This is a genomic window from Rhizobium sp. ZK1 (genome assembly GCF_047782645.1).
Taxonomy (GTDB): Bacteria; Pseudomonadota; Alphaproteobacteria; order Rhizobiales; family Rhizobiaceae; genus Rhizobium.
The window spans coordinates 356,354-380,810 of record NZ_CP180588.1 but is presented as its reverse complement, the minus strand read 5'-3'; the positions used below and the strand labels follow the sequence as shown (position 1 = coordinate 380,810).

The 24,457-nt window shown below is 62.1% G+C and carries 24 protein-coding genes and 1 pseudogene; 15 read left to right on the top strand and 10 right to left on the bottom strand.

Annotated elements, in window-relative coordinates; genetic code table 11:
* Positions 1 to 104 precede the first annotated feature (104 nt).
* Positions 105 to 350: a type II toxin-antitoxin system VapB family antitoxin gene (locus tag ACK9YZ_RS34900; RefSeq protein ID WP_416068610.1), complete on the top strand. Its 246-nt coding sequence runs from the start codon at positions 105 to 107 to the stop codon at positions 348 to 350.
* A 312-nt stretch (positions 351 to 662) separates the two neighbouring features.
* Here ACK9YZ_RS34900 and ACK9YZ_RS34895 read toward each other — a convergent pair whose 3' ends face one another.
* A complete protein-coding gene (locus ACK9YZ_RS34895) occupies positions 663 to 1,853 on the bottom strand; it encodes a DUF1173 domain-containing protein (protein WP_416068609.1) in 1,191 nt (396 codons plus the stop codon).
* 306 nt (positions 1,854 to 2,159) lie between these two features.
* On the opposite strand from ACK9YZ_RS34895, the gene ACK9YZ_RS34890 reads away from it, so the two are divergent.
* The 5 genes from ACK9YZ_RS34890 (at position 2,160) to ACK9YZ_RS34870 (ending at position 10,264) form a co-directional block, all read left to right on the top strand.
* Complete coding sequence (locus ACK9YZ_RS34890) at positions 2,160 to 6,572, top strand: strawberry notch-like NTP hydrolase domain-containing protein (protein WP_416068608.1); 4,413 nt, start codon at positions 2,160 to 2,162, stop codon at positions 6,570 to 6,572.
* Between the two features lie 5 nt (positions 6,573 to 6,577).
* On the top strand, positions 6,578 to 7,639 hold the full coding sequence (locus ACK9YZ_RS34885; protein WP_416068784.1) for a toprim domain-containing protein: 1,062 nt from the start codon (positions 6,578 to 6,580) through the stop codon (positions 7,637 to 7,639).
* 381 nt (positions 7,640 to 8,020) lie between these two features.
* Positions 8,021 to 8,962: a DUF2493 domain-containing protein gene (locus ACK9YZ_RS34880; RefSeq protein WP_413990710.1), complete on the top strand. Its 942-nt coding sequence runs from the start codon at positions 8,021 to 8,023 to the stop codon at positions 8,960 to 8,962.
* 104 nt (positions 8,963 to 9,066) lie between these two features.
* The gene (locus ACK9YZ_RS34875) at positions 9,067 to 9,699 is read left to right on the top strand and encodes a plasmid pRiA4b ORF-3 family protein (protein ID WP_416068783.1); all 633 of its coding nucleotides are present in this window, start codon (positions 9,067 to 9,069) and stop codon (positions 9,697 to 9,699) included.
* A gap of 163 nt (positions 9,700 to 9,862) precedes the next feature.
* Positions 9,863 to 10,264, top strand: a complete 402-nt coding sequence (locus ACK9YZ_RS34870) for a hypothetical protein (protein ID WP_416068607.1) — start codon at positions 9,863 to 9,865, stop codon at positions 10,262 to 10,264.
* Between the two features lie 132 nt (positions 10,265 to 10,396).
* On the opposite strand, the pseudogene ACK9YZ_RS34865 reads toward ACK9YZ_RS34870, so the two are convergent.
* The 4 genes and pseudogenes from ACK9YZ_RS34865 to ACK9YZ_RS34850 all read right to left on the bottom strand — a co-directional run bounded on the left by ACK9YZ_RS34865 (position 10,397) and on the right by ACK9YZ_RS34850 (position 11,796).
* Positions 10,397 to 10,763, bottom strand: a pseudogene (locus ACK9YZ_RS34865) (type II toxin-antitoxin system RelE/ParE family toxin).
* Positions 10,763 to 11,020: a ribbon-helix-helix domain-containing protein gene (locus tag ACK9YZ_RS34860; RefSeq protein ID WP_416068606.1), complete on the bottom strand. Its 258-nt coding sequence runs from the start codon at positions 11,018 to 11,020 to the stop codon at positions 10,763 to 10,765. The pseudogene ACK9YZ_RS34865 and the gene ACK9YZ_RS34860 overlap by 1 nt, the downstream one beginning before the upstream one ends.
* 153 nt (positions 11,021 to 11,173) lie before the next feature.
* Positions 11,174 to 11,452, bottom strand: coding sequence for an HU family DNA-binding protein (locus ACK9YZ_RS34855; protein WP_416068605.1), 279 nt, complete (start codon positions 11,450 to 11,452; stop codon positions 11,174 to 11,176).
* A gap of 80 nt (positions 11,453 to 11,532) precedes the next feature.
* Positions 11,533 to 11,796 (bottom strand): WGR domain-containing protein, encoded by a 264-nt coding sequence (locus ACK9YZ_RS34850; protein ID WP_416068604.1) that lies wholly within the window; start codon positions 11,794 to 11,796, stop codon positions 11,533 to 11,535.
* A gap of 637 nt (positions 11,797 to 12,433) precedes the next feature.
* Here ACK9YZ_RS34850 and ACK9YZ_RS34845 point away from each other — a divergent pair.
* The 4 genes from ACK9YZ_RS34845 (at position 12,434) to ACK9YZ_RS34830 (ending at position 14,290) form a co-directional block, all read left to right on the top strand.
* The gene (locus ACK9YZ_RS34845) at positions 12,434 to 12,757 is read left to right on the top strand and encodes a DUF736 domain-containing protein (protein WP_416068603.1); all 324 of its coding nucleotides are present in this window, start codon (positions 12,434 to 12,436) and stop codon (positions 12,755 to 12,757) included.
* A 71-nt stretch (positions 12,758 to 12,828) separates the two neighbouring features.
* On the top strand, positions 12,829 to 13,164 hold the full coding sequence (locus ACK9YZ_RS34840) for a hypothetical protein (RefSeq protein WP_069460878.1): 336 nt from the start codon (positions 12,829 to 12,831) through the stop codon (positions 13,162 to 13,164).
* A gap of 377 nt (positions 13,165 to 13,541) precedes the next feature.
* The gene (locus tag ACK9YZ_RS34835; RefSeq protein WP_416068602.1) at positions 13,542 to 13,700 is read left to right on the top strand and encodes a hypothetical protein; all 159 of its coding nucleotides are present in this window, start codon (positions 13,542 to 13,544) and stop codon (positions 13,698 to 13,700) included.
* 209 nt (positions 13,701 to 13,909) lie between these two features.
* The gene (locus ACK9YZ_RS34830; RefSeq protein WP_416068601.1) at positions 13,910 to 14,290 is read left to right on the top strand and encodes a hypothetical protein; all 381 of its coding nucleotides are present in this window, start codon (positions 13,910 to 13,912) and stop codon (positions 14,288 to 14,290) included.
* Between the two features lie 17 nt (positions 14,291 to 14,307).
* On the opposite strand, the gene ACK9YZ_RS34825 is transcribed toward ACK9YZ_RS34830, so the two are convergent.
* The 5 genes from ACK9YZ_RS34825 to ACK9YZ_RS34805 all read right to left on the bottom strand — a co-directional run bounded on the left by ACK9YZ_RS34825 (position 14,308) and on the right by ACK9YZ_RS34805 (position 17,194).
* A complete protein-coding gene (locus ACK9YZ_RS34825; RefSeq protein WP_416068600.1) occupies positions 14,308 to 14,478 on the bottom strand; it encodes a hypothetical protein in 171 nt (56 codons plus the stop codon).
* Positions 14,479 to 14,585: 107 nt separating this feature from the next.
* A complete protein-coding gene (locus tag ACK9YZ_RS34820) occupies positions 14,586 to 14,738 on the bottom strand; it encodes a hypothetical protein (RefSeq protein ID WP_416068599.1) in 153 nt (50 codons plus the stop codon).
* A gap of 35 nt (positions 14,739 to 14,773) precedes the next feature.
* Entirely contained in the window at positions 14,774 to 16,687 is a 1,914-nt protein-coding gene (gene traG / locus ACK9YZ_RS34815) for a Ti-type conjugative transfer system protein TraG (protein ID WP_416068598.1), read from the bottom strand.
* Positions 16,678 to 16,917, bottom strand: coding sequence for a conjugal transfer protein TraD (gene traD / locus ACK9YZ_RS34810; protein ID WP_413990702.1), 240 nt, complete (start codon positions 16,915 to 16,917; stop codon positions 16,678 to 16,680). Before traD ends, traG begins: the two co-directional genes overlap by 10 nt.
* The gene (locus tag ACK9YZ_RS34805) at positions 16,907 to 17,194 is read right to left on the bottom strand and encodes a TraC family protein (RefSeq protein WP_416068597.1); all 288 of its coding nucleotides are present in this window, start codon (positions 17,192 to 17,194) and stop codon (positions 16,907 to 16,909) included. Before ACK9YZ_RS34805 ends, traD begins: the two co-directional genes overlap by 11 nt.
* Before the next feature lie 222 nt (positions 17,195 to 17,416).
* Between ACK9YZ_RS34805 and traA the strand changes: the two genes are divergently transcribed.
* Genes traA through tnpB form a run of 5 tightly spaced genes read left to right on the top strand, consistent with a single transcriptional unit; the run spans position 17,417 to position 24,443 of the window.
* On the top strand, positions 17,417 to 22,033 hold the full coding sequence (gene traA / locus ACK9YZ_RS34800; RefSeq protein ID WP_416068596.1) for a Ti-type conjugative transfer relaxase TraA: 4,617 nt from the start codon (positions 17,417 to 17,419) through the stop codon (positions 22,031 to 22,033).
* A 37-nt stretch (positions 22,034 to 22,070) separates the two neighbouring features.
* Positions 22,071 to 22,340 (top strand): hypothetical protein, encoded by a 270-nt coding sequence (locus ACK9YZ_RS34795; protein ID WP_416068595.1) that lies wholly within the window; start codon positions 22,071 to 22,073, stop codon positions 22,338 to 22,340.
* A 2-nt stretch (positions 22,341 to 22,342) separates the two neighbouring features.
* Positions 22,343 to 23,644, top strand: coding sequence for a zeta toxin family protein (locus ACK9YZ_RS34790; protein ID WP_416068594.1), 1,302 nt, complete (start codon positions 22,343 to 22,345; stop codon positions 23,642 to 23,644).
* Positions 23,645 to 23,658: 14 nt separating this feature from the next.
* The gene (gene tnpA, locus ACK9YZ_RS34785) at positions 23,659 to 24,093 is read left to right on the top strand and encodes an IS66-like element accessory protein TnpA (protein WP_416068530.1); all 435 of its coding nucleotides are present in this window, start codon (positions 23,659 to 23,661) and stop codon (positions 24,091 to 24,093) included.
* A gap of 56 nt (positions 24,094 to 24,149) precedes the next feature.
* On the top strand, positions 24,150 to 24,443 hold the full coding sequence (gene tnpB, locus ACK9YZ_RS34780) for an IS66 family insertion sequence element accessory protein TnpB (RefSeq protein WP_112982801.1): 294 nt from the start codon (positions 24,150 to 24,152) through the stop codon (positions 24,441 to 24,443).
* The last annotated feature ends 14 nt before the right edge of the window (positions 24,444 to 24,457 follow it).

Below are 24,457 nucleotides of genomic sequence, written 5' to 3'. Positions count from 1 at the left end.
GCCATTCGCCAATGGCTGGATCGTCAACTCAAGGTTTCGGAGCTCTTGGGAAGAGCTCAACAATCAACTACAATCCGTTTCGATCCATCCGTATGGAGACGGACATGCCCATCAGAGTCGATGATCCGGAAGCCGAGCTCCTGATGCGCAAGTTCGCGTGGATGGCCGGCGTCGGCATCACGGATGCAATCGTCATCGCAATGCGCGAGGCGATCGACCGCCGCAGCCATGCTGAAACTCCGCTCGAAACCGCGGCGCGGCTGCGGCAGAAGCATGGCGTGTCGATGAATGACGAGACACGAACGCCGCTTTCCCGTGATGTCTTTGACGCCATGGGGAGCGATGGCTGATGTTCGTCGATGCCAGCGCGATTATCGCGCTCTTGTCGGACGAACCGGAAGCAGCACGCGCGTCCGATGCCATCGCGTCAGAAAGAGTTCCTTTCAGGTCGCCCGTCGCCATTTTCGAACCTGTTCTCCGCCGACGGCGGAGACAACGCGGCTTGCCATTCTTGCCGCCCATCTTTATCGCAGCGGACGCCGTGGCCTTAACTTGGGCCACAGCTTGCACTACGCGTGCGCTAGGTTCCACGGCGTCGCGATCCTTGTCACGGCGGACGAATTTCGGTCGACAGACCTGGAAACCATTCCCTGATTCCACTGCTACGGCAGTCTCGGCATATCACCCTCGGCGACACGCCAGACCCATGGGATCATTTCCGGCCGCGATTCCTTCAGATCCGCAAGCGCTGCCTCATAGTCGTTGCTCGCCCCAGCCGGCACGATATACATCGCGACCGGTCCTGACCGTTCTTGGGGCAGCGTGACAGATGCGATCGGTTGATCTGCGGCTAGATTGAAGCGTAAGCCCTTCACGCTCTTGCGCCGCCATCCGGACAACTTTTCCAAAAGGCGTTGTTCCTCGACGCTCTCGAACGGAATCCAGTTCTCATTGACCACCATCAGCGCGACTTCCTCCACCGTGGCTATCCCCGCCCCCGAAATCCCGAAGGTCGCGATCATGATGAGATGAAACTCATTGCTCGAACGCCAAAGCTCGAGGTCTCTTTCATACCTGGCGTTCAGGAGTCTCCAGGTGCCGGCTTCGATCATGAAGGGGAAGGGTAGGTGGCGCACCAGGATTTTTTGGCCGTCTCTCGCAGCGTCGAAGTCCTTCACCTCCGCCACCGCCAGCATGAGTTTACGCGGACCCGAACCCGACGCTTTGGCGCCGGCAAGTGTCGCCGCACGGCGAGCAGCGATCCCGTCCTTGTCCTCCGGGTGGTACGCCTCAGGGACAAATAGGATGTCGCTGAGCGGCGCACCGCGAACGTTCATTTGGGTAGCCGCATTGACAAGGCTTGCGCGAACACGCCCCCAGCCGCGCTTTCCGCTCCAGAGCGCGGTCCACTCTGTCAGTTCGCCCGTATCCCAAAGATAGTGCAGCAGGGCGCGCAGCGACAGTTTCTTCGCTTCATTGCGCACACTCTCGGCCGGTCGCGATGGCTGAGCGGCGCTTGCGCGACTGCCGCGTTTGGACAGGGAAAAATCGAGCTTGAGGAGCGACGATCCGGATGCCGCGTCGATCTGGATCGCGTTCCCGATCAGTGGGCCGAGACCGGAGAGCTCGTAGGGCGGCTCAAAGGATGAGCAGCCGGCTTCGTGATCCCGCCCGGTCAGCGGCATCCGCTTGACGAGGTATTGGCCGTCAACCTGGGCAATATACATTGGGACCGGCGGGTCCTTGCACTGGCACTGCGGCCGGAGCTTCTGTTCATACGCCTGCGGGAGGACACCCTGCAATTCCGGAGAACCCTCTTCGAATGACCTGCCGCCGATTAGAAACCGCCGCACATTGTCCCTCCTGATCGGTCATTTCAGTCGCACGTGATCGCGCCGACTGCGATGTAACACGAAGCCGGTCGACTATACTAGCGCAGAAAAACCACTATGGGTCATTGCTTCGGCCCGGCAGGGAGCCAACGCAGCGGAATTGGAAGGGAACGACGGTATGGGCCTGAGCTCGCACCGGTCGCAGCCCGTGTTGTGCCGGTGCTGAGCGTTTGGAGAGGGAGAGAGGGGCCGAAATGGGTTGGCCTGCCGGGACTTGGAGAGCGTCCGTGCGGGCCGGTCCTTTCTCGCTCTCGAACAGGGTATCCCATGAACGTGATCTCTTCCACGGCCGCGAACGCTGCGGCCATGCGGGGTGGCACCTCAAACGAACGTTTCCGCGCCAGTAAAATCCGCAAAGCCGGCGAGGCGCTTCTGCTGCTTCTTGAACGTGGAGAGGCAATCGACGCCGCCGATCTCCGCACCAACCTGACCGATGCTTTCGGCGGCTCGGATGCCGAGGGCCTCTGGACCTGGAAAGACGCCTACGAGGCATGCGAAGTCGCGCAGGTGCTCTTCCTGCGCAAGTTCGGTGCGGCGATCGCCGCCCGCTCAAACGCGTCGGAGGCAGCACTTGCGATGTTGACGAAGATAGCGGACCTGATCCCGAGCCATACGCGCCGCTCTGAGGAAAGCCTGCAGTTTCAGCAATTCTCAACGCCGATTCCGCTGGGCTATGTCGCGGCCCGCGCTGCCGGCCTCGTGGCGAACGACATCGTGCTCGAACCGTCTGCCGGGACGGGACTGATGGCAATCTTCGCCGAGCTTGCCCATGCACGCCTGGCACTCAACGAATATGCGCCCGTCCGGCATGCGCTTCTCGAGCAACTCTTTGCCGCCGCGCCGGTCACGCAGCATGACGCAGCCCACATCGACGACTACCTCGACCGTTCAGTGAGCCCGACCGTCGTGCTGATGAACCCGCCGTTTTCAGCCGGCGTTCACGTCGAGGGCCGCATGGCCGACGCCGCATGGCGTCATATGACCTCGGCCTTCGCGCGGCTTGCCCCGGGTGGGCGGCTCGTGGCGATTACCGGTGCCAGCCTTTCTCCCGACAACCCGAACTGGCGCGGCGCCTTCGTTCGCTTGCAGGAGCGCGGCTCGGTCCTGTTCAGCGCCGCCATCGGCGGCGGCGTCTATGCGCGGCACGGCACGACAATCGAGACGCGCCTGACGGTGATCGACAAGATCGCCCCCGCCGATCCAGCGAGCCTCGTTGCCTCGCACGGTGTCGCTCCCGATCCGGAAACGTTGCTCGCCTGGATTTCCGACCTTCCGCCGCGTTCCCAGTGCCTCCTACCCACCGGCATCCTGTCCGACTGCACGACAATGGCCGTACGCCAACGTGCCGACACCCTGCGCCCTGTGGCGGCCAGAGCGTCTACGGTGCGCCCTTCGCCTGCTGTCCGTGCCCTTCGTCCCGGGTTCTCGCCTGTGCGCCCTGCCGACGATCAGGTCGTCGAACTCTCCTACGAGCTGCGCGATGCTTCGCCCAAAATCCGGGTTGATGTCGCCGACGGCATTTACGAGCCCTATCAACTGCAGGCGATCAATATCCCCGATGCAAAACCCCATCCGGACAGGCTTGTGGAGTCCGTCGCAATGGCGTCGGTCGCGCCACCCAAACCGACCTACCGCCCGCATCTGCCAAAGCGTGCCGTCACCAAAGGCGATCTTTCCGACGCCCAGCTCGAAAGCGTGATCTATGCCGGCGAAGCCCATTCCGGCTATCTCGCCGGCCACTGGTCCGTCGATGCGAGCTTTGACAATCTCAGGGCCGTGACTCCAAACGCCGAGGGCGCGGTCCGCTATCGGCGCGGCTGGTTCCTGGGAGACGGCACAGGCGCCGGCAAGGGCCGTCAAGCGGCCGGGATTATTTTGGACAACTGGCTTAAAGGACGCCGCCGCCATCTATGGATCTCGAAATCCGAGACGCTGATCGAGGATGCACAGCGCGACTGGAGCGCGCTCGGCCAGGAGAAGCTGCAGGTCACGCCGCTTTCACGGTTCCGCCAGGGCGCGCCGATTAAGCTCCACGAAGGCATCCTCTTCGTCACTTTCGCCACACTGCGAAGTGACGAACGCGAGGGAAAGCGGTCGCGCGTCCAGCAGATCGTTGACTGGTTGGGAGGCGATTTTGACGGAGTTGTGATCTTCGACGAAGGTCATGCGATGGCAAACGCTGCGGGCGGCAGGTCCGAGCGCGGGGAAAAGGCTGCTTCGCAACAGGGCCGCGCCGGTCTGCGTCTGCAGCGTGCCCTTCCCGATGCCCGCGTCGTCTATGTCTCCGCGACCGGTGCATCCGAAGTCGAGTCGCTTGCCTATGCCGAACGGCTGGGCCTCTGGGGAGGCGCCGACTTTCCGTTCTCGACGCGATCCGAGTTCATTGCGGCGATCGAGGACGGCGGGGTGGCGACCATGGAAGTGCTTGCCCGCGATCTCAAGGCCATGGGCCTCTACTCCTCGCGGTCGCTCTCCTTCGAAGGCGTCGAATACGATATCCTCGAACATGCGCTCACCGACGAACAGGTACGCATCTACGATTCCTACGCCGAGGCTTTCCAGGTCATTCATAATCATCTCGACGCGGCGCTCGAGGCCTCCGGCATTTGTAGCAGCACGGGCACACTCAACAAAAACGCCAAGGCCGCGGCGCGTTCGGCCTTCGAAAGCTCGAAGCAGCGTTTCTTCAATCATCTTCTGACCTCGATGAAGACGCCCGCACTGATTGGTGCGATCAACAACGATCTGGACCAAGGCCACGCGGCGATCGTTCAGATCATCTCCACCGGCCAGTCGCTCACCGAACGCCGGCTGGCAGAAATCCCGACCGAGGAGTGGGGCGATATCCAGGTCGACGTCACACCGCGCGAGATCGTCGCGGAATATCTCAACCATTCCTTCCCGATCCAGCTTTTCGAGGAATATTCCGACGACCAGGGCAATCTGCTGTCGCGGCCGGTCCATGATGCCGACGGCAATCCAGTCCTTTGCCGCGAAGCCGTCGCCCGCCGGGACGCTCTCCTCGAACGGCTCGGCAGTCTGCCTGCCATTCCAACGGCGCTCGACCAGATCGTCCAGCACTTCGGCACGACCCGCGTTGCCGAGATCACCGGCCGCACGCGTCGGATCGTGCGCCGTGACGGCAGCGGCGCGATTGCCCGCTTTGCCGTCGAGAACCGGCCGGGCAGCGCCAATCTCGACGAGACGCGCGCTTTCATGGATGACGAGAAGCCGATCCTGATCTTCTCCGAAGCCGGCGGCACGGGACGCTCCTACCATGCCGACCTCGGCGCCAGGAACCAGCGGCTGCGGCTCCACAATCTCCTCGAGGCCGGATGGCGGGCGGACGTGGCGATCCAGGGGCTGGGACGCAGTCATCGTACCAACCAGGCGCAGCCGCCGCGCTTCCGCATGATCGCCACCAACGTCAAGGCCGAACGGCGATTTCTGTCGACCATCGCCCGGCGTCTCGACACGCTTGGAGCGATCACGCGCGGACAGCGTCAGACGGGCGGGCAGGGGATGTTCCGCTCCGAGGATAATCTCGAATCCCAATATGCCCGCGATGCGCTCAGGCAGTTCTATAGGCTCATCCATGGCGGCGGTATCGAAGGCTGCTCGCTCGAAACGTTCGAGACGATCACCGGCCTTTCATTGACGGCAGAGGAAGGTGGTCTCAAGGACGAGCTGCCGCCAATTCACACCTTCCTCAATCGGATGCTGGCGCTGACGGTTCGCATGCAGAACTTGCTGTTCGATGCCTTCGAGCAATTGCTCGCCGCCCGTGTCGAGGGCGCGATTGCGTCCGGCGTTTACGACAAGGGGCTGGAGACGCTTGTTGCGGACCGCATGACGGTGAAGGATCGGCGGCTGGTCTATACCCATCCGGTCACCGGCGCGCAGTCGCATCTCTTGACCATCGAACGCATGGATCGCAACAGGCCGATGGTGCTTTCCGACGCATTGGAACTCGCCGCGCATGATCGCCAAGCGAAGCTTGTGATCAACGGCAAGTCCGGCCGCCCGGCCGTCCAGGTTCCGGCTCGCTCGGTCATGCTCGATGACGGATCAATTGAGCCGCGGGTGGCGCTCATCCGGCCGATGGACGAGATCCGCTTCGAGCTGCGCCAGCTCGAAGAGACGAATTGGGAGGAAACGGACAAGCAAACCTTCTCGGCCGCCTGGGAGGCCGAGGTCGCCAATCTCCCCGAATTTTCGCTGTCGACGATGCATGTCGTTTCGGGCCTGCTATTGCCGATCTGGAAATTGCTGCCGCAGGATTATTGCCGGGTCTATCGCCTTCAGACCGACGAGGGTGAGCGCATCGTCGGCCGACTGATAACGTCCGAAGGGCTCTCTCGGTTGTGCCGGAATTTCGGGCTCGACCAGTCCGAAGTCGTCAGCGCCGATCAGATCTGGCAATCGCTGCTCGCCGGATCCTCGGTTGTCGGACTTGCCGGCGGCATGACGCTGCGGCGTGTCCGGGCGATGAACAACTACCGCATCGAGCTCACCGGCTTCACCGACGGCATGCGCGACAGGCTCCGAGCAATCGGCCTGTTCTCGGAAATGATCGCCTGGAAATTGCGGTACTTCATTCCAACGTCGGAGGAAGGACCGGCGATCCTCTCGCGCCTGATTGAACGGCATCACGTTGTCGACGTCGACGGCCGGGGGTGACCGTGATGTTATCCGCCTCGCAACTGGCGGATCGTCTCGCGCGCGATGCGGAGGCTGTCTGCCGCCATTATCTCTCCGCCGGCCACCGGGCCGGCAATTACTGGATCGTCGGCGATGTCGCCAACAACAAGGGCCGTTCGCTCTATGTTCGGCTTAAAGGTGATCGTGCGGGTCGCTGGACCGATGCCGCCTCCGGCCAATATGGCGATTTGCTCGATCTCGTACGGGAGGCCTCAGGGCTTGTCGACTTCCGTGACGTCGCCGATGAGGCGCGGCGTTTCCTGAACGAGCCCCGTGATCCAGCCCGTGCTGAACCGGGATTGTCGCAAAGCGGTGACGCTCCAACTGCGTCGATCGACCGACCGGCTGGCGAACGGGCACGACGGCTGTTTCGGATGACCGAACCGCTTGCCGGCACGCTCGCCGACGGCTACCTGCGCCAGCGCGGCATCCTGCGGGCGGCCTTGCATCCGGCGCTGCGGTTTCACCCATCCTGCTACTACCGCGATCTCGCAAGCGGCAGGACCAGCCGCTATCCGGCCCTGATCGCTGCCGTGACCGATCAATCCGGTGCGATCACGGGCGTGCATCGCACATACCTTGCGTGCTCCGGATCCGAGCCGGGCTGCATCGGCAAGGCTTCGGTCGACACACCCCGCCGTGCGCTGGGTACGCTGCTCGGCAATGCAGTGCGGTTCGGCTTTCCCGCAAAAGACCTTGTGCCGGTCATGATCGCGGGTGAAGGACTCGAAAGCATATTGTCGCTGTCTCATGTGATGCCCGCCATGCCGATGGTTTCGGCGCTGACGGCCAATCACCTCGCCGCCTTCCGGCCGCCGGCAGGGTGTCTGCGCCTCTACCTCGCCGCTGACGCCGATGCCGCCGGCCGGCACGGCATCGAAGGGTTGAGCCGCCGGGCGCAGGCGCTCGGCATCCTGCCGCTGGTGCTTAACCCCGAACTCGGCGACTTCAACGAGGACCTGCGACGTCTTGGGCCCGACCGGCTCTTGGCAAATCTCCGCGACCAGCTCGCACCGGAGGATGCGCATACGCTTCTGTCCGTATGACGCGGCAGCCGGGGAGGCACATGGCGAGCGCGGTGTTGCGGCGTGATGAACAGTGCCGGTCCGGAAAGGCCGCCATCCGGGTTTGCGCGCCTGCGGGCCTGGCGAGAGGCGACCCTTATCATGCCGCGTCCAGGCCTTCAGCGGGTCGGTCAGGTTTCTACCCCGCGCCGGCGCATTTTTCGCGCATCGGCTGATCCGGAAAGCGGGACCGCTTCCGGGCCGATGCCGGGCCGGCGCTCCTCGCGGGCCAAGAAACCTTCCCTCCGCCGCCCGGCGCTTCGCTGGGCCGCTCGCTTTGCTCGCGGTTCCGGCCCGTCTGCCGCATGAACAGGGATCGCCGTCAGGCCGCGAGAGGCGCGGCCGAAACCGACGGAGACCATCATGAACCGCACGCTTCCCATTGACGACGCCTTCGAGCCTCACCACGCATCCTCCCCGACCGACCGCTTCATCTACGAGATGCAGATCCATGGCTATCGCCCCTTCCAGGACGAGCCGGATCCACGGCCCCTACCGGAGGAACCGGTCGTCCACTCCGCGCTGACCGCGATCTTCGACGCCCTCACCGAAATGCTCGGCGACACGCGGCTCGAGCCCGATCTCGAAGACCTCTACTGGTCGACGGTCAATCTCTTCCACCGTGCCGGCGAACGCATCCAGCGCGAACTGCAGCGCAACGAAGATGCACAACGAACCGGGCAGAGCGAACAGGACGGCTCGGAGGTGAAAAGCGTCGAGCTGGAGCGCCACATCGCCGAGGGCATCACCCTTCTTGAGCGCCGCAACGCTTTCGAATTTATGCGCGACTATGCGGCTGACCTGTTCGAAGCCGAGACGGGCTCGGCCTGGCGGCCGCGCACCGGCTCCAAGGTCAGCCACGCCAACATGACCGCGGCTATGATCGACTCGAAAGACTTCCTGTCGGCCCGCCGTCGCGCCGAGACCGAGGTGCTGATGCCGGCCGGTACCAAGATCGCCTTTTCCGGCGGCATGGACTACAACGATCATGAGCGGATCTGGGGTAAACTCGACCTTGCCCATGCCAAGCATCCCGACATGGTTCTCCTGCACGGCGGCTCTCCGAAAGGCGCGGAGCGCATCGCCGCCTGCTGGGCCGAAAGCCGCAAAGTGACGCAGATCGCCTTCAAGCCGAACTGGGCAAAGCACGCCAAGGCAGCTCCTTTTCGTCGAAACGACGAGATGTTGTCGGTGATGCCTGCGGGCGTCATCATCTTCCCGGGCTCCGGGATTACCGGCAATCTCGCCGACAAGGCCCGCCGCCTCGGTATCCCCGTCTGGCAGGCGAACGGCGAGAGCGTTTGAGCGACCTTGGAGAACTGCCATGCGGGATGACCGCATGGCATTATTCATGATTGAGCCTCAAGCCCTGCCTTGACCGCTCCCGCTCTCTCTTGTTCATTCAGGCCATGGTCACGACCTTCAATGCCGTCCAGATTCGCGTTTGCCTCGACGAGATCGAGCCGGATGTCTGGCGTCGTCTCGTCCTGCCGAGCCAATGGAACCTCGAGCAATTGCACCTTGCCATCCAGGCGGCATTCAACTGGTGGAATTATCATCTCCACGAGTTCCGTATCGGCGGACTGCGCTATGGTGACGTCGCGCTCCTGACGGAAGATGCGCTTGACGACGATCCGCGCGTCTTTGATTTTCGGGAGGTGCGGCTTTGCGATTTCGCTGAGGGCGCCCGGTTTACCTATATCTACGACTTCGGCGACAACTGGCGCCATTCGGTCGTGGTGGAAGAGTTTCTCGCATTGGACGCGCCCCCGAAACATGGCGCGTGCGTCCAAGGTGCTCGCGCCCGCCCGCCCGAGGATGTCGGTGGCGTGTCGGGATACGAGCGCTTCCTGGACATCATGGCCGATCCGTCCGATCCCGAATACGCAGAAACCAAGCGCTGGTGCGGTGGACATTTCGATCCGGAATGGTTCGACCTCGCAATCGTCGACAAGGATGTTCGCAACGCTTTGCGCGCAAACGTGAAGCGGCGGCTTTACCAGCCGAAGCCCCCGTCCCGGCGCGGCAAATCGGGAATGTGACAAATATTGCCGATTGCCTTTTGCTGGCGCGGCGCAAAGTCCAGTCAAACTTCTGTGGTGGATCTTCTGATCTGAGGTGGACGATTCGCCGCCTCCACGACGAACGCCGCCACGCGGGCATTGCCCTGCCGACTTGAGAACGACGATTGATGGGAGGTAGTCTTTGAGAGAGTCTGAGGTCATCGAGTTCCAGGGGCTGCGGTTTCGTGTTCAACGGCGTCCTGGTTTCATCACACGCATTCAGGCTCGCCTGGCGCTACGCGCCTATGAGAAAACGAAGGGTCCTTTTCTCTGGTTCGAAGCCGAGTTCGAGCGGCTGGAGGCTCTTCGTGGGGCAGCATCGCAAAGATACTTGGTTCTCTATCGGCAAGGTCCGGATGCAGACGCGGTCGCGATTGCCGACGCGGAGCTTGAGATGGAGCAGATAAACAAGCGTTTCGAGGAGTTGGGCGAACCGTCACTGAAGGCGCTCGCGGCATTCGCCCGTGCCAAACGGTCGATGGAGTGTATTCTTGCAAAGGTCGGGTTCGAACCGGTCGATGAGGATCTCGCCGAAAAGCTTTGAATCTCAGGTGTGCCTTGGAAAAATCTCTCGGCCGATCTTGCCTACAGTCAGAATGACAATGAGGTGGAGTTCGAGCGCGTCGGTGAGGAACTGCACATTCGGCCACTGCGGCTCCCGCTAGGCGGCTCGCTTTCACTGCTTCGGTCGAGGATGCCCCATAAGGACTTCATAGTCTCTGTCAGTCAACCGTTCGATCGCTCGCAATTGGGTCGGAATATCCATCCGCTCATGCAACACGGCGGCAATAATGAAAGTTTCGTCGTCGACAACGATATAGACGGCATAGTGATGCTCGATCTTGTGAAGCCGGAACAAATAATGACCAACACGGTCGTCCTTCTTCGTCCTTACGCGGGCATATACTTCCGGGATAGTGTCGAAACCTGCGCGCAGCAGGATATATCTTAGCTTGTTCTGGCGACCATTTCCGCGCGGTTTCACGAACGGCAAGGCGATAGTTGTCGAGTGCAGTCGGCAAAATGAGGACGCGAGGGGCCACTAGCGCAGTTCTTTATCCAGTTCCGCATCGACGGCATCCAAAGCCGACAAGGGCAGCATTTCCCCACGACGAAACTCCTCCTCCGCTCTCAAAAGAGAACGGATTGCATAGCGGCGGTCTTCTTCACGCGCCATATCTTCGCGAATGAGAGCGCGCACATATTCGCTCGGCGTTGTGTACTGACTCTTCCCGTTGGCGCGCATATCGACGAATGCGCGCATTTCATCGGGCAAACTTACATGCAGGCTGCTGGTCACGACCACGCCCTCCTGGTTGGTTTTCGTCGCAAATTGTTCTTGATGCGAGCCGCAATGTCAATATTTGACATTGCGCGCTACAAATTTGACGCCAGTCCGTTCTGATAAAGGATGGTGGGCTCATGTCGGTGGATGCATAGGCGACTGGTCTGCCTATTTGTTCAACGCATCCTTGAGCGCCTTGGCGGGCGTGAATGCAAGCTTTCTTGCTGCGGCAACCTTAATTGTGGCGCCAGTCGCGGGATTGCGTGCTTCCCGCTCGGGCGTGTCTTTCGGCTTAAACTTACCAAATCCCGGGATCGACGTTTCAGCGCCTGTGGTCGCGGCCGTGGTGATCTCCCGGAATACGGCTTCGACGATCGCCTTGCTCTGCGCTTTGGTCAACTGATGGTCGGCGGCAATCTTGTCGGCGATTTCATTGGCTGTGGTCATGATCAGTCCCTCTCTAAAAGCATGACCATTTCATCGAAGGACGGTCGATGTCACCTTCCCGGCCGGTCGCCTTGTCCGGTTCATGTGGCATTTCCACAGTTTCCGACGGGAATGTAGCCCTTCTGGCGTTTCCGCCGCGCCAATTCCAGGAAGTGGCGTGCCGCGTCCCGCTCGGTTGAAAAGACCTCGCATTTGATGCCGCCGCGTTTGCCGATCCGCCCCCAGGACCGCACGACAGCCGTCTCGCCGAACAACGTCGTCTCGATCGCCAGCATATAGTAGCGCGCCATGTTGCGTGTGGCGTCAACGCGCTGACAGTAGAGTTTGAACGAATAGAGAGCCATGTCTCAAAGAATCGTGGCAACCGGGCGGCCTGTCCAACGACTGTTTTGAATCGATCAGGCGGGACTGATTCATGGCGTTGATAGATGGATCGCTTCGCGCGGAGCGAGCGGATGAGGCGGTTGCCACACGGTGCCAGATCGCTCCCCCGTTGTCGGCGGCAAGGCCCGTGCCCTGTTGCTGTCAGAGGGGACCCCAGGTGTTGGCGTCACCGGCGCCGGGGACATGCAAACAGACCGCACCGTCGCGCCTACTGCGTTGACCGGCCAGAGCCGCCGCCCGGCTGTTGCCGGGTGTGGCACACCGACGATCTCAGTTGGCCCCAGTGACGGATGGAAGCCGGCGCTCAATTTCCCCGTCGGCGGTGGGGACGAGGAGGCGGGCGATCCTGATGGTCTCGAAATTCGTTCACGCCGTCAGATCTGGCCCGGCGCAATCGGATGGCCATTGCTGCATCAACCTTCGTTCGCGCTCCGGGGCCATTCCCGTTCTCTATGTCGCCTTTCTAAGGGACCGGCCGCAACCAGCGTCAACCCCGCAAGGGGGTTCCCCTGCGCTCCGCTCCGGTGACGCCTGCGGCGCGGCCCCTTCTTCGGGCGCCATCGGGAATGGTCCCGAGCAACCGAAGGAGTAACTACCATGGCCACCACGATCGCAACCCTCACCCAGAAGACTGACGGCAGCCTCGAAGGCATCTTCGCAACCATCCGGGTCAACGCCCCGATCGCCATCGTCCCGAACAGCCACAAGGCAAGCGAGGAAGCCCCCGACTACCGCATCATCCACCGCAAGACCGGTTTCGAGATCGGCGCCGGCTGGAACCGCATCGCCCGCCAGACCGGCGAGGAATACCTCTCGGTCAAGCTGGAGGCCCCTGAGATTGGCGTCATCTTCGGAAACCTCGCCCCCGCGCCCGGCGGCGAACCGAACCGCAAGGTCATCCTCTGGAACAACCCGGCCTGAAGGCCGGCGACCGGCCCCTCAAGGGGCCGGTCCCATCCCGGACACGACACCGCTCCGAAAAGGACCTTCCCATGAGCCGCTACACCATCACCGTCGCCCAGCTTGCCAGCCAAGCAACCGATCCGGATGCCATTATCGGCTACGATCGTCCACTGCAGACCTTCTTCCTGCAGGCATTCCCCGACTCGGAAGGCGAGGATCTCGCCCTCTGGCTCGGAACCGATTTCCGAGCCTACGAAACGCTTTCCGCTCTGCGCACCGCGGCACTGGCTCAGGGCTACGACTTCCTCCCGATGGCCGCCGATACGGTCAGGTCTCTCGCCGACGATCTCGCCCGCGAAGGATGGCGCTCTCATGCCGACCCTCTCCTTGAAGCGCTGTTGAGCGGCAAGACCACCCCGACCTGATCTCGCGGTAACGTCTGAGCCCGCAGTTATCCGATGACGGCCGCGGGCGATATCTGATCCAGAATTTCGTCGGCGCCATTTCGCCGAGCGTGCCTTCCGGGGCTGCTCTCAGAGGCGGCAGCTTCGCTGCCGCTCGCTTTTTGGTGCCACACGAGAGGTTGGTTTTCTGCTCAGACTGTCCAAGTCTGTCATGAGGCAAGGAAGGCCTCAAGGCCCGAGCGGCCCCTCGCAATTTTTCCTCCGCTGCGTTGCACTCCGCTCCAGAAAAATCGGTTCCTCCGCTCGTCCGGCTCCGCCGGTCGCGTTCCGCGAGCCTTGACCCCTTCCTTGCCTCATGACGGCCGTCGGCATCTTTCACGTCAACAAGGATGACGACGATGACGAACAGCTACTATTTCACCCTTGAATGCACCATCGAGGAACTGCGGGCCGAGGCCAAAGAGGCGGCGTCCCTGGAAGAGCGCCGCATGATCGAGGCTGAACTGGAGGTGCTGAAGTCCGAGCTCGAGGAATATGCCCGGGAGCAGCTGCCGTGAGGCAGCTTCTTTCGCTCGGCTCTGGAGCGCGAGAGGCTGGATCGACCGGCCCCTCGCGCTGGCACCGTGTTCCCACAGTTGCGCTATGGCTTGATCGCGATTAGACTCGTGCAGAAACGCCAGTATATGGCAACAGCCGGATTTCCCGCCGTTGCCAGCAGATGCAAGTGAGAGCGCCCTCGTCGCACGCCGCAACCGGATGTCCTTTCATGACAATTGATCCTCACGCCACGACCGATCATTCCGATCCAATTCGGAAAGCTCCCTATTGGCGCTTGCTTGCTTTGCCTTTTGAATTTCTCAAAGCCGTCGGCCGCATCGTCCTCTATTGCATCTGGTATGTCGCCTTCTATCTCCTGTGCGCGTTTCGGCCGTTCACCGGGATGCTGGTTCTGGCGGCAATCGTCATGCCGCCGATGTCGATCGTCGTCCTTGCCCATCCGCAGGCGGCGGCGGGCATGCCGTTTTGGCTGATCGGCCTCATAGCGATCGGGTTTGTCGCCTTTGCCCTTGGCTATACAATGTTCGTCGATTGGTTCACGCCGCCTGGTGCTGAAGAACCGTTCGAGCGATATCGGCGTCAACGGTAGAAACCCGCCGACTGGCGCTACCACGAATGCTGCAAGATTTCTTCAATCCATCGCTCGCCGTCATAGGCAAATTCGACGTCGATCGACATGACAGCTGGGTCGTCGGAAAATCGGGTGCGAACCATCGAAGCGGCAAACGCATTCGAGGCCCGCTCTTCGGCGAGCGAGTCGACAATCTCGGGCGCCACGCAAATGTCTTGCAGGCGCCGACGAGCCAGAGCGTGATATCGTCATGGCCATCCGACGCTCGCCGATCGTCAGCCAGCATACCGTCCAGTAGCTCGGAATTCACCGACTAGCCGGGACCGTGGCAAAGCCAGGCTCTGCTCTGCGTGTGATTGAGAACGGCTGCGGCGATACATGGCCCCATGCCGAACGAACCGATCCTGTTGGGCGCTTCAGCAACGCGGCTTTGCCCCTGTTCCACATCGACCAGTTCACCGTCCATTGTCTTGACCGTATGGTCCTCACTTGGTGTTATCGTCAGTTCTTCACGAAGCGGTTGCGCTTGGACGCCGCGTGCATGTCCTTGCGCCTAAAGTAGATCGCCCGCCCGCAACGCAGCGGCGCTTGGCCCTGGACTATTATGATCTGCTCGTCCTTGCGCATCGATTGGGTGATCTCGTGCGGCATGATCAGCGGCCGGCGCTGGAAGTTGACACTCTCCGATTTGCGCGATGCGCTGTTCTTCGTGTCCCAGCCGATGTTGCGTGAACTTCCCTTCACCTCGACAGTCATCTCGCCGCACTGGGCCGAGACATTGCGCGCCGTATCGAGCGCCTTGATCGCGGCATAGCTCGCGAAGGCGCATCCGTCGATCCACGACGTCGCGCCGTCCTTGCCGAAATGCCGCTCGAGCTGGCCGACCGACTGGTACATCAGCATCATCGAGATGCCGTACTTGCGACCGCGATCCCGCGCCTCCTCAAGCACGCGCATATAGCCGAGGAGATCGACCTCATCGAGCATGAACAGCGCCCGGCGCTGGAACGCGCCATCGGCCTGCACCATGGCATTGATCAGTGAGCCAATGATAACCCGCCCGATTCCTGGATAAGAGCGCAGGATCGAGGCGGGGATATTGAGGAACACGTCCTTCTTGCCCGAAACAATGTCGCTCGACCGGAAAGCATTGCCGCAAACGAGGGCGGCGTAACTGTCGAGCGATAGCCACTGCGTATCCTTCGAGGCGGTCGAATAGACGCCGGAGAAGGTCTGCTCGGTCATGTTGGTGAAGACGCCAAGCGTCTCACGGATAAAGGCGGAGGCGGAATGCTCCTGAATGTCGCGCAACATCGCAAGCACCGAGGGTTCCGGCTCGGAAACGATCTGCCTGAGACTGCGCAAGGTTCGCCGTCCCTCGTAGTCCGGAGAGAGCATCACGTGCGCCAGCAGGCCGGTCAGGAGATTGTGCGCCTGGTTCTGGAAATAAGACCCGGTCGAACTTTCAAAGCGCAGGCTCTCCGACAGCAGCATGTGCGCGATGCCGACGATATCCTCCTCCTTTTGCTTTGACGTCTCGATCCCGTCCAGGACGTTGAAACCCATAACCGGATTGGTCGGGTCGAGCACCATGACCTCTCGGCCAAGGCCGCTCGTCCGGTGCTCGACCACCATCGGCGTGACTTCGGTTGACGGATCGAGGCAGATCAGCGGCCCGGTATATCTGAGCGCCGTCGGCACCACATTGCTGGTTGTCTTGTATCCGCCCGAGCCGGCGAAAAAGAGCATATGGGTCGAGTCGAAATCCTGTTTGTAGGTAAGCAGCGGCGCCTTGCCGCCTTGACCCCAAGTTGCCGGATCGTTGGGATCGAAGGGCAGCTCGTGGACGATTTCCCTGTCGACGCGATAACGCTCACCGACGACGATTTCGCCGTCCGGCGGAAACACTCTTGCCGCCGCCGACATCGGCAGCCAGTCCGCGTCTCCGAAGGTCCCGTGCCTGGCACGCTTCACCGGCTCGGGGACGACCGTCGAGATACGCGCGGCGACCGCGACTACCATGAAGGCTGTGACCGCGCCGAGGACGGCGACCATGTCGAGAAAGGAAAGAGCCCGCTCCCAGGTGACCGTGCCGCTCTCGACGAACGGCGCCAACCGGCCGAACTCGCGTAGCGCATAGAAGCCGGCGACCGTCAGAAAGCACGCGAGGCTGGCAATCGCGATCGGCCGCCGGCGATGCATGGGCAGGGCCCATACGGTCAACATCCCCGAGAGCGGCCCGAACAGCAATGCCGGTAAAGGTGCGGCCCGCAAAAACCAGTATTCGGCTTTTCCGGATAGTCCGGCGGTAAGCCCCTGCCACCGCCAGCCGGTGACATAGATGGCAAACGCAGTGACCGCGACGGGCACAAGAATGAGCAGGAGGCTCGGATGGAGTTTCGACTTCAACGCCATTCCAGCATCTCCTCGACGGGCGTGATCTCTTCCGATTGAGGAGAGGTTCTGAATGCCTTTTCGCCGATGTCGCGCAGTCGCCGATATTCCGACGAGCCTGCTTCCACTCTCGCCATTTCCATAAGTCCGCCGAGTAAAAAGGCCCGGTCGGACGTGGAAAGGCCCGCCCTGACGACGATGCCGCCCAGCAGGAATTTCTCCCGCGCCGCGCGCTTGCGATCAGCTGTCATGAGAAACCTCCGTCGCCGCTCCAGCCCCACTATCTGCTGGTCGACGCACTTGAGGAGAAGCGGCAGCAGTCGCCTTCTTTTCGCTTTGGCGAAATCGCGCGGCGACCTCTTCGAAGATGCGGTCAAGTTCGTCGTCGGGGATCTCCATTTCCGCCAAACCGGACTTCGTGGCGGCGCGAGCAAAACGCTCCGCCGATCTGACGACGAGCAGTTTCCTGCGTTCGCGCAGTTTTTCGATCTGAGCGTCGAGATCAGTGATCGAAGTCTTGGCAGCCATTCCAGTTTCCTTCCCGAGTCGAGACAATCTAAACGATAACGATTATACCGGCTAGAATGCGCCAGTAAAATAGGTTATTTTGCATTTACTCCGAAAACGTAGCTGCCGGGAATCCGGCCATGGCCGCCATCCGGAAAAGCGGCATCGGCCCTTCGGTCCGATCGGTTTGAGGGCGCAATATACGTCGCTGGCGCGACGTGCTTGAGAGGTCTGGAGGCAGTCGTGGCGATCATGTTCGTCAGAGCGCAGGTGATCAGCAGAGGGGCGGGGCGCAGTATCGTCTCGGCCGCCGCCTATCGCCATCGCGCCCGGATGATGGACGAACAGGCCGGCACGTCCTTCAGCTATCGCGGCGGAGCCGCCGAATTGATGCATGAAGAGCTCGCATTACCGGAGGACGTTCCGGCCTGGCTGAAGGCGGCGCTCGACGGCCAATCAGCTGTCAAGGCGAGCGAGGCGCTCTGGAACGCGGTCGACGCGTTTGAGAAAAGAGCCGACGCACAGCTGGCGCGGGAACTGATCATTGCCCTGCCGGAGGAACTGACCCGGGCCGAAAACATCGCCTTGGTTCGCGAATTCGTCCGGGACAACCTGACGTCCAGCGGTATGGTTGCCGATTGGGTGTACCACGACAAGGACGGCAATCCGCACATTCATCTGATGACGACGCTTCGACCCCTGACCGAGGACGGGTTCGGGCCGAAGAAGGTCGCGGTCACGGCAGATGACGGCACGCCGTTGCGCGTCGTCACACCGGACCGGCCGAAGGGCAAGATCGTCTACAGGATCTGGGCCGGTGACAAGGAAACGATGAAATCGTGGAAGATCGCCTGGGCGGAAACCGCCAACCGGCATCTCGCACTGGCCGGTCATGAGGTCCGCCTCGACGGCCGCTCCTATGCCGAACAGGGTCTGGACGGCATCGCGCAAAAGCACCTCGGCCCGGAAAAGGCGGCGCTCGCGCGAAAGGGCGTCGAGATGTATTTCGCGCCGGCGGATCTTGTGCGGCGGCAGGAAATGGCGGACCGGCTGCTTGCTGAACCTGAGCTGCTCTTGAAACAGCTCGCGAACGAACGCTCCACTTTCGACGAGCGTGACATCGCCAAGGCGCTGCATCGCTATGTCGACGATCCCACGGACTTCGCCAATATCCGCGCGCGCCTCATGGCCTCGGACGATCTCGTGCTCTTGCGGCCGCAGCAGGTCGACGGGCAGTCCGTTAGGGTCTCCGAACCGGCGATCTTCACAACGCGAGACATCCTGCGCATCGAATATGACATGGCGCAGTCGGCAGAACATCTCGCCAAGCAGAAAGGCTTTGGTGTTTCGCCGAGGCACGTCGCGGCCGCCGTCGCCAGCATCGAGACGGCCAATCCGGAAAAAGCCTTCAAGCTTGATGCCGAACAGGTGGACGCTGTCCGCCACGTCACCGGTGACAACGGCATTGCCGCCGTCGTCGGTCTCGCCGGTGCCGGCAAGTCGACGCTGCTGGCAGCCGCCCGCGTCGCATGGGAAAGCGAAAGCCGCCGGGTGATCGGCGCAGCTCTCGCCGGCAAGGCCGCGGAAGGGCTTGAAGACAGTTCCGGCATCAGGTCGCGCACGCTCGCCTCCTGGGAGCTCGCCTGGGCCGGCGGCCGGGAATTGCTCCATCGCGGGGACGTGCTTGTCATCGACGAGGCCGGTATGGTGTCGTCTGGGCAGATGGCGCGAGTCCTCAAGACCGTCGAAGATGCAGGCGCGAAAGCCGTGCTGGTCGGCGACGCGATGCAACTGCAGCCGATCCAGGCGGGTGCTGCCTTCCGGGCGATTTCCGAGCGTGTCGGTTTTGCCGAGCTTGCCGGCGTGCGCCGCCAGCGCGATGAGTGGGCGCGCGACGCATCCCGTCTTTTCGCCCGCGGCAAGGTCGAACAGGGCCTCGATGCTTATGCGCAGCGCGGCCACATTACCGAGGCAGAAAGGCGCGACGAAATCATCGGTCGCATCGTTGCCGATTGGACGGAAGCACGTCGTGACCTGCTCCAGAAAATCACCGACGGGGGGACTGCGCCTCGGCTTCGTGGCGACGAACTGCTTGTGCTGGCGCACACCAATGAGGATGTGAAGCGTCTCAATCAATCCCTGCGCAAGGTGATGATGGAGGAGAGCGCACTGACCGACGCGCGCGAATACCAGACGGCACGCGGGCTTCGCGAGTTCGCCGCCGGAGACCGGATCATCTTTCTGGAAAATGCCCGTTTCCTCGAACCGCGTGCGCGCCGCCACGGGCAGCAGTATGTCAAGAACGGTATGCTCGGCACGGTCGTTTCGACCGGTGACAAGCGAGGCGACACGCTGCTGACGGTTCGCCTCGACAATGGCCGCGACGTTGTTCTGAGCGAAGACAGTTATCGCAATATCGACCATGGCTATGCCGCAACGATCCACAAATCTCAAGGGTCGACCGTCGACCGGACCTTCGTCCTTGCCACCGGCATGATGGACCAGCATCTGACATATGTGGCGATGACCCGCCATCGCGACCGCGCCGACCTCTATGCGGCGAGCGAGGATTTTGCGGCGAAGCCGGAATGGGGACATAAGCCACGTGTCGATCATGCCGCCGGCGTCACCGGTGAACTCGTCGCAACCGGCTTCGCGAGATTTCGGCCCGAAGACGAGGATTCGGAAAATCCCTTTGCCGATGTCAGGACAAATGACGGAACCGTTCATCGTCTCTGGGGCGTCAGCCTGCCCAAGGCGCTCGAGGAGGCGGGCGTCTCGGAGGGCGATACCGTCACGCTACGGAAGGACGGTGTCGAGAAAGTCAAGGTGACGATCCCGGTCATCGATGAAAACACGGGCGAAAAGCACTTTGAGGAACGCGAGGTCGATCGCAACGTCTGGACCGCCAAGCTGATTGAGTCCGCCGAGGCTCGCGTGGAGCGGATCGAGCGGGAAAATCATCGGCCGGAGCTGTTCGGTGAGCTTGTCGAGCGCCTTGGTAGGTCCGGCGCCAAGACAACGACGCTCGATTTCGAAAGCGAGGAAGGTTATCGCACGCTGCGCCAGGACTTCGCACGGCGGCGCGGCATCGACACGCTCGCCGGGGTCGCGGCGCGACAAGAGGAGGGTATTTCCCGGCAACTGGCGTGGATCGCGGAGAAGAGGGAGCAGGTCGTAAAGCTCTGGGAGCGTGCAAGCGTGGCGCTCGGCTTTGCGATCGCGCACGAGCGGCGCACGGCTTATAACGAGGAACCGCGCGAGTCCCTCGCAGCGGACATCCCGGCGACCGGGAAATATCTGATTCCGCCCAGCACCATATTCGCCCGCAGCGTCAATGAGGATGCACGCCGGGCGCAACTCGCCTCGCCGCGGTGGAAAGAGCGGGACGCCATCCTGCGGCCGGTGCTCGAAAAGATTTATCGCGATCCGTACGCAGCACTTGTCCGCCTGAACACATTGGCGTCGGATGCAATGATCGAACCCCGCAAGCTTGTCGACGATCTTGGCGTCAAGCCAGAGCGGCTCGGCCGCCTGCACGGGTCCAATCTCATGGTTGACGGTCGGGCAGCACGCGATGAGCGTGCCGCCGCGACGGCCGCGATCAAGGACTTGCTGCCGCTGGCTCGGGCGCATGCGACCGAGTTCCGCCGGACCGCAGGCCAATTCATCGAGCGCGAGGGGACGCGCCGGGAATACATGTCGCTGTCGATCCCGGCGCTTTCGAAACCGGCGATGGCGCGCCTCGTCGAAATCGAGGCGATCCGCGAACGAGGCGGCGAGGGCGCCTACAAGACCGCCTTCGCCAATGCCGGTGAGGACCGAGCGCTTGTCCAGGAGGTCAAGGCCGTCAACGACGCGTTGACGGCACGATTCGGCTGGAGCGCCTTTACTGCCAAGGGAGACGCAGTCGCCGAGCGCCACATCGCGGAGCGCATGCCCGACGATCTTTCCCCTGAACGTCGCGACAAGCTCACCCGCCTCTTCGCCGTCGTCCGGCGCTTTGCCGAGGAACAGCATTTGGCCGAGCGGCAGGACCGATCGAAGATCGTTGCCGGCGCAAGCGTCGCGGCTGTTTCAGAGGCGGTGACGGTCTTGCCGATGCTCGCCGCCGTGACCGAGTTCAAAACGCCGGTGGAAGAGGAGGCGCGGATACGCGCAACGGCGGCCGCCCACTACCGTCATCATCGCACGGCACTCACTGACACCGCGACCCTCGTCTGGCGCGATCCCGCCGGCGGGGTCGAAAAGATTGAGGCGCTCCTCGTCAAAGGCTTTGCTGGCGATCGCATTGCGGCGGCCGTCAACAATGATCCCTCCGCCTATGGAGCGCTCAGAGGGTCCAGCCGGCTGGTGGACAAACTGCTTGCCCCCGGCCGCGAGCGAAAGGAAGCCCTTCTCGCCGTGCCGGAAGCAGCAAGCCGCATCCGTTCGCTCGGTGCGTCCTACGCCAGTGCGCTAGATGCCGAAACACGAGGCATTATCGAAGAGCGCCGGCGCATGGCTGTCGCCATTCCCGGATTGTCAAAGGCGGCCGAAGACGCCCTCAACCGGCTGACGGCCGAAATGAGCAAAAAGGGCAGCAAGCTCGACATCGCCGCCGGTTCGCTCGATCCGGCCATCGCCCGCGAGTTCGCCACGGTCAGCCGGGCGCTCGACGAGCGTTTCGGCCACAAAGCCATTCTGCGCGGCGAAAAGGACGTCATTAATCGCGTGGCGTCGGCCCAGCGGCGCGCCTTCGAGGCAATGCGGGAGAAGATGAAGGTTCTGCAGCAGACGGTTCGACATCAGGGCAGCGAACAGGTTCTCTCCGAACGCCGAAGGCGCGCCATCGATCGCGCGCGCGGCCTCAGTCGATAGCACTTTAGAGACATCAGAGAAGTGAAAGGAAAAGCACATGGCAGGTCAGGACATGCCCTACGAAGCAACCATCCGCACCGAAATCGCCATCAGGATTCTCAATCAGGCGCGCGCCATCGTCACGACACGCGTCTATGCGCTCGAGGAAGAGAATCCCACCGCGGCCGACCAGTTGCGCGACCGCCGCCGCGATCTTTTGGAGCTCCAAGAGAGCCTTGGGCCGGACAATCCTGACGCGGTGGAACATGTCATCGCCATCTGGGGACCGCGCGTCCAGGACGAGACACGCTTCTGGGCGGAGTTTTGATCATGGCGGAGGACGTGGTCGGGTTGCTCTCGCCCGAGAGGAACGAGAAGATTTTTCAGAAAGACATTTTACGCGATTATCTGCCGGAGGGGATGAGACGATCGGAGCGGCCGCGCCTGATCCTGATCGGCGGCCAACCGGGCGCCGGCAAGACGGCGGTTCTAACCGCGAGCCATTACGAACTTGCGCAATCAGGACCGACCATTCGCATTGTTGGTGACGACCTCAGATCCTATCATCCGCAATTTCTTGCCTTCCAGCGTCAGGATCCGGAGACCGCGTCCCAATTCACACAAGGAGATGCCGGACGCTGGACCGAGAAGCTGCTGTCGATTGCGGCTGAACGGCAGGTCAACATCGTCTTCGAGACCACGATGCGCACGCCGGAAAATGTCGCCCGGGTAATTGAAGTGGCGCGGCATGCCGGCTACGCGGTCGAGGTGCGTGCGGTCGCCGTCAATCCTCGCGTCAGTTGGCAGGCAAACCATTACCGCTTCGAGGAAATGCTGCATGCCGGGCTGGCGGCACGGATCCCCCCGCAGCACGTTCATGATGCCGCCATCGACGGTCTTCGCGTCAGTCTCGACAAGATCGAAAGCGAGCATTTGGTCGACCGCGTGCAATTGCGCACACGTGGCGGCTCCGTCATCTACGACAATGAGCGCCGCGACGATCAATGGACGCATCGCCCCAGTGGCCGGCTGGCATTGGAGCGCGAGCAGTCACGGCCAATGACACCTGGAGAGTTGCAACGCTTCGCGGACGATTGGAACCATGTGCTTGCCCGAATGGAAGCGCGCAGCGTTTCGAAGGATCGGATCGCAGCAGTGGAAATCCGTGCACAAGAAGATGTTGCTCATCTGTTGGCGCAACGCCGGGACACAGAGGGCGCCCAAAGCAAAAGACGCGGCAGGACAATCCTGCAGGAACCCGTCGACGGTCATCGCCTGTTCGTCGAGCTCTACGAAAATGCGATCCGCGACGCCGAGCGCCGTCCGATCGGCAATGTCGAGGCTCATGCCGTCGGACGCCTCACGCAGAGCTACATGGCTTTGAAGCTGGTCGAGGTGGCACGCGATCTTGGCCTGCTGCCGGACGAGAGCAAGATCGTCGCAACGCGGGCCTTTGCACAGGACAAGCGCGGGTCGCTCGAATTCCCCGCGGCGCATCGCCTGCCGGCGGACCTCGCCGTGGAAATGCCGGATGGGATCCGACGGCGGCTGACCGACAGTATCCGTCCGAGCGAGACCGCCTTTGAATATTGGATAAAACTGTTCAGACCCTGTCCTTATTCCCAGGCATAAGGACAGTTGGGCAGATGGAGATTTTTGAAGGGGACAGCGGGTCTCGGGTGAGCCGTCTTGAGGTGATCAACACCGGACGGCGGCGTCGATTTACTGAGGATGAGAAGCTGCGGATTGTCGCAGAAAGCTTTGCGGGGAGAGGCCGGGCGTCGGCCACGGCCCGTCAGTACGGCATCAGCCGCTCGCTGTTAAACCGTTGGCGCAAATCGGTTCGCCAGGGTTTGCACAGCCAGAAACAAACCGATGGTTTTGTGCCGGCGTTCGTCATGCCGGAAACTTTTGTGCCGGTGAAGCAGGTCACTCCACCTGCTGCGATGGAGCATCCGGTAGCGCCTCCTTCCGGCCGCATGGAGATTGTCGCGGCGAACGGCCGTCGTGTGGTCGTGGACGGCAGCGTCGACGTTGAGGCGCTGCTGCGGATCATGCGGGGTCTGGAGACGTTGCGGTGATCACGCTTCCTTCCGGTCAAAATGTGCGGGTGTGGATTGCAACGGGCCATACCGACATGCGGTGTGGGTTTCCATCGCTTGCGTTGCGGGTGCAGGAGGTGCTGAAACTGAACCCTCTGGACGGCAATCTTTTTGTATTCCGCGGTCGTAGCGGATCGCTGATAAAAGTGATCTGGAGTGACGGCCAGGGGAGCTGCCTTTTTACAAAAAAGTTGGACCGCGGCCGGTTCGTCTGGCCGTCTGCGGAAGGCGGCGCGATCGCGATATCACCCGCGCAGCTGAGTTATCTTCTGTCCGGGATCGACTGGAGGCACCCTCAAGAAACCTGGCGGCCGACGAAGGTCGGCTAGCATTATTCAATTGA

Bases quoted from the DNA above. Each gene is read 5' to 3' on its own strand.
- ACK9YZ_RS34900 (WP_416068610.1), top strand. From the start codon at position 105: ATGCCCATCAGAGTCGATGATCCGGAAGCCGAGCTCCTGATGCGCAAG.
- ACK9YZ_RS34890 (WP_416068608.1), top strand. From the start codon at position 2,160: ATGAACGTGATCTCTTCCACGGCCGCGAACGCTGCGGCCATGCGGGGT.
- ACK9YZ_RS34885 (WP_416068784.1), top strand. From the start codon at position 6,578: ATGTTATCCGCCTCGCAACTGGCGGATCGTCTCGCGCGCGATGCGGAG.
- ACK9YZ_RS34880 (WP_413990710.1), top strand. From the start codon at position 8,021: ATGAACCGCACGCTTCCCATTGACGACGCCTTCGAGCCTCACCACGCA.
- ACK9YZ_RS34875 (WP_416068783.1), top strand. From the start codon at position 9,067: ATGGTCACGACCTTCAATGCCGTCCAGATTCGCGTTTGCCTCGACGAG.
- ACK9YZ_RS34855 (WP_416068605.1), bottom strand. From the start codon at position 11,452: ATGACCACAGCCAATGAAATCGCCGACAAGATTGCCGCCGACCATCAG.
- ACK9YZ_RS34850 (WP_416068604.1), bottom strand. From the start codon at position 11,796: ATGGCTCTCTATTCGTTCAAACTCTACTGTCAGCGCGTTGACGCCACA.
- ACK9YZ_RS34845 (WP_416068603.1), top strand. From the start codon at position 12,434: ATGGCCACCACGATCGCAACCCTCACCCAGAAGACTGACGGCAGCCTC.
- ACK9YZ_RS34840 (WP_069460878.1), top strand. From the start codon at position 12,829: ATGAGCCGCTACACCATCACCGTCGCCCAGCTTGCCAGCCAAGCAACC.
- ACK9YZ_RS34835 (WP_416068602.1), top strand. From the start codon at position 13,542: ATGACGAACAGCTACTATTTCACCCTTGAATGCACCATCGAGGAACTG.
- ACK9YZ_RS34830 (WP_416068601.1), top strand. From the start codon at position 13,910: ATGACAATTGATCCTCACGCCACGACCGATCATTCCGATCCAATTCGG.
- ACK9YZ_RS34820 (WP_416068599.1), bottom strand. From the start codon at position 14,738: ATGGACGGTGAACTGGTCGATGTGGAACAGGGGCAAAGCCGCGTTGCT.
- traG (WP_416068598.1), bottom strand. From the start codon at position 16,687: ATGGCGTTGAAGTCGAAACTCCATCCGAGCCTCCTGCTCATTCTTGTG.
- traD (WP_413990702.1), bottom strand. From the start codon at position 16,917: ATGACAGCTGATCGCAAGCGCGCGGCGCGGGAGAAATTCCTGCTGGGC.
- ACK9YZ_RS34805 (WP_416068597.1), bottom strand. From the start codon at position 17,194: ATGGCTGCCAAGACTTCGATCACTGATCTCGACGCTCAGATCGAAAAA.
- ACK9YZ_RS34795 (WP_416068595.1), top strand. From the start codon at position 22,071: ATGGCAGGTCAGGACATGCCCTACGAAGCAACCATCCGCACCGAAATC.
- ACK9YZ_RS34790 (WP_416068594.1), top strand. From the start codon at position 22,343: ATGGCGGAGGACGTGGTCGGGTTGCTCTCGCCCGAGAGGAACGAGAAG.
- tnpA (WP_416068530.1), top strand. From the start codon at position 23,659: ATGGAGATTTTTGAAGGGGACAGCGGGTCTCGGGTGAGCCGTCTTGAG.
- tnpB (WP_112982801.1), top strand. From the start codon at position 24,150: ATGCGGTGTGGGTTTCCATCGCTTGCGTTGCGGGTGCAGGAGGTGCTG.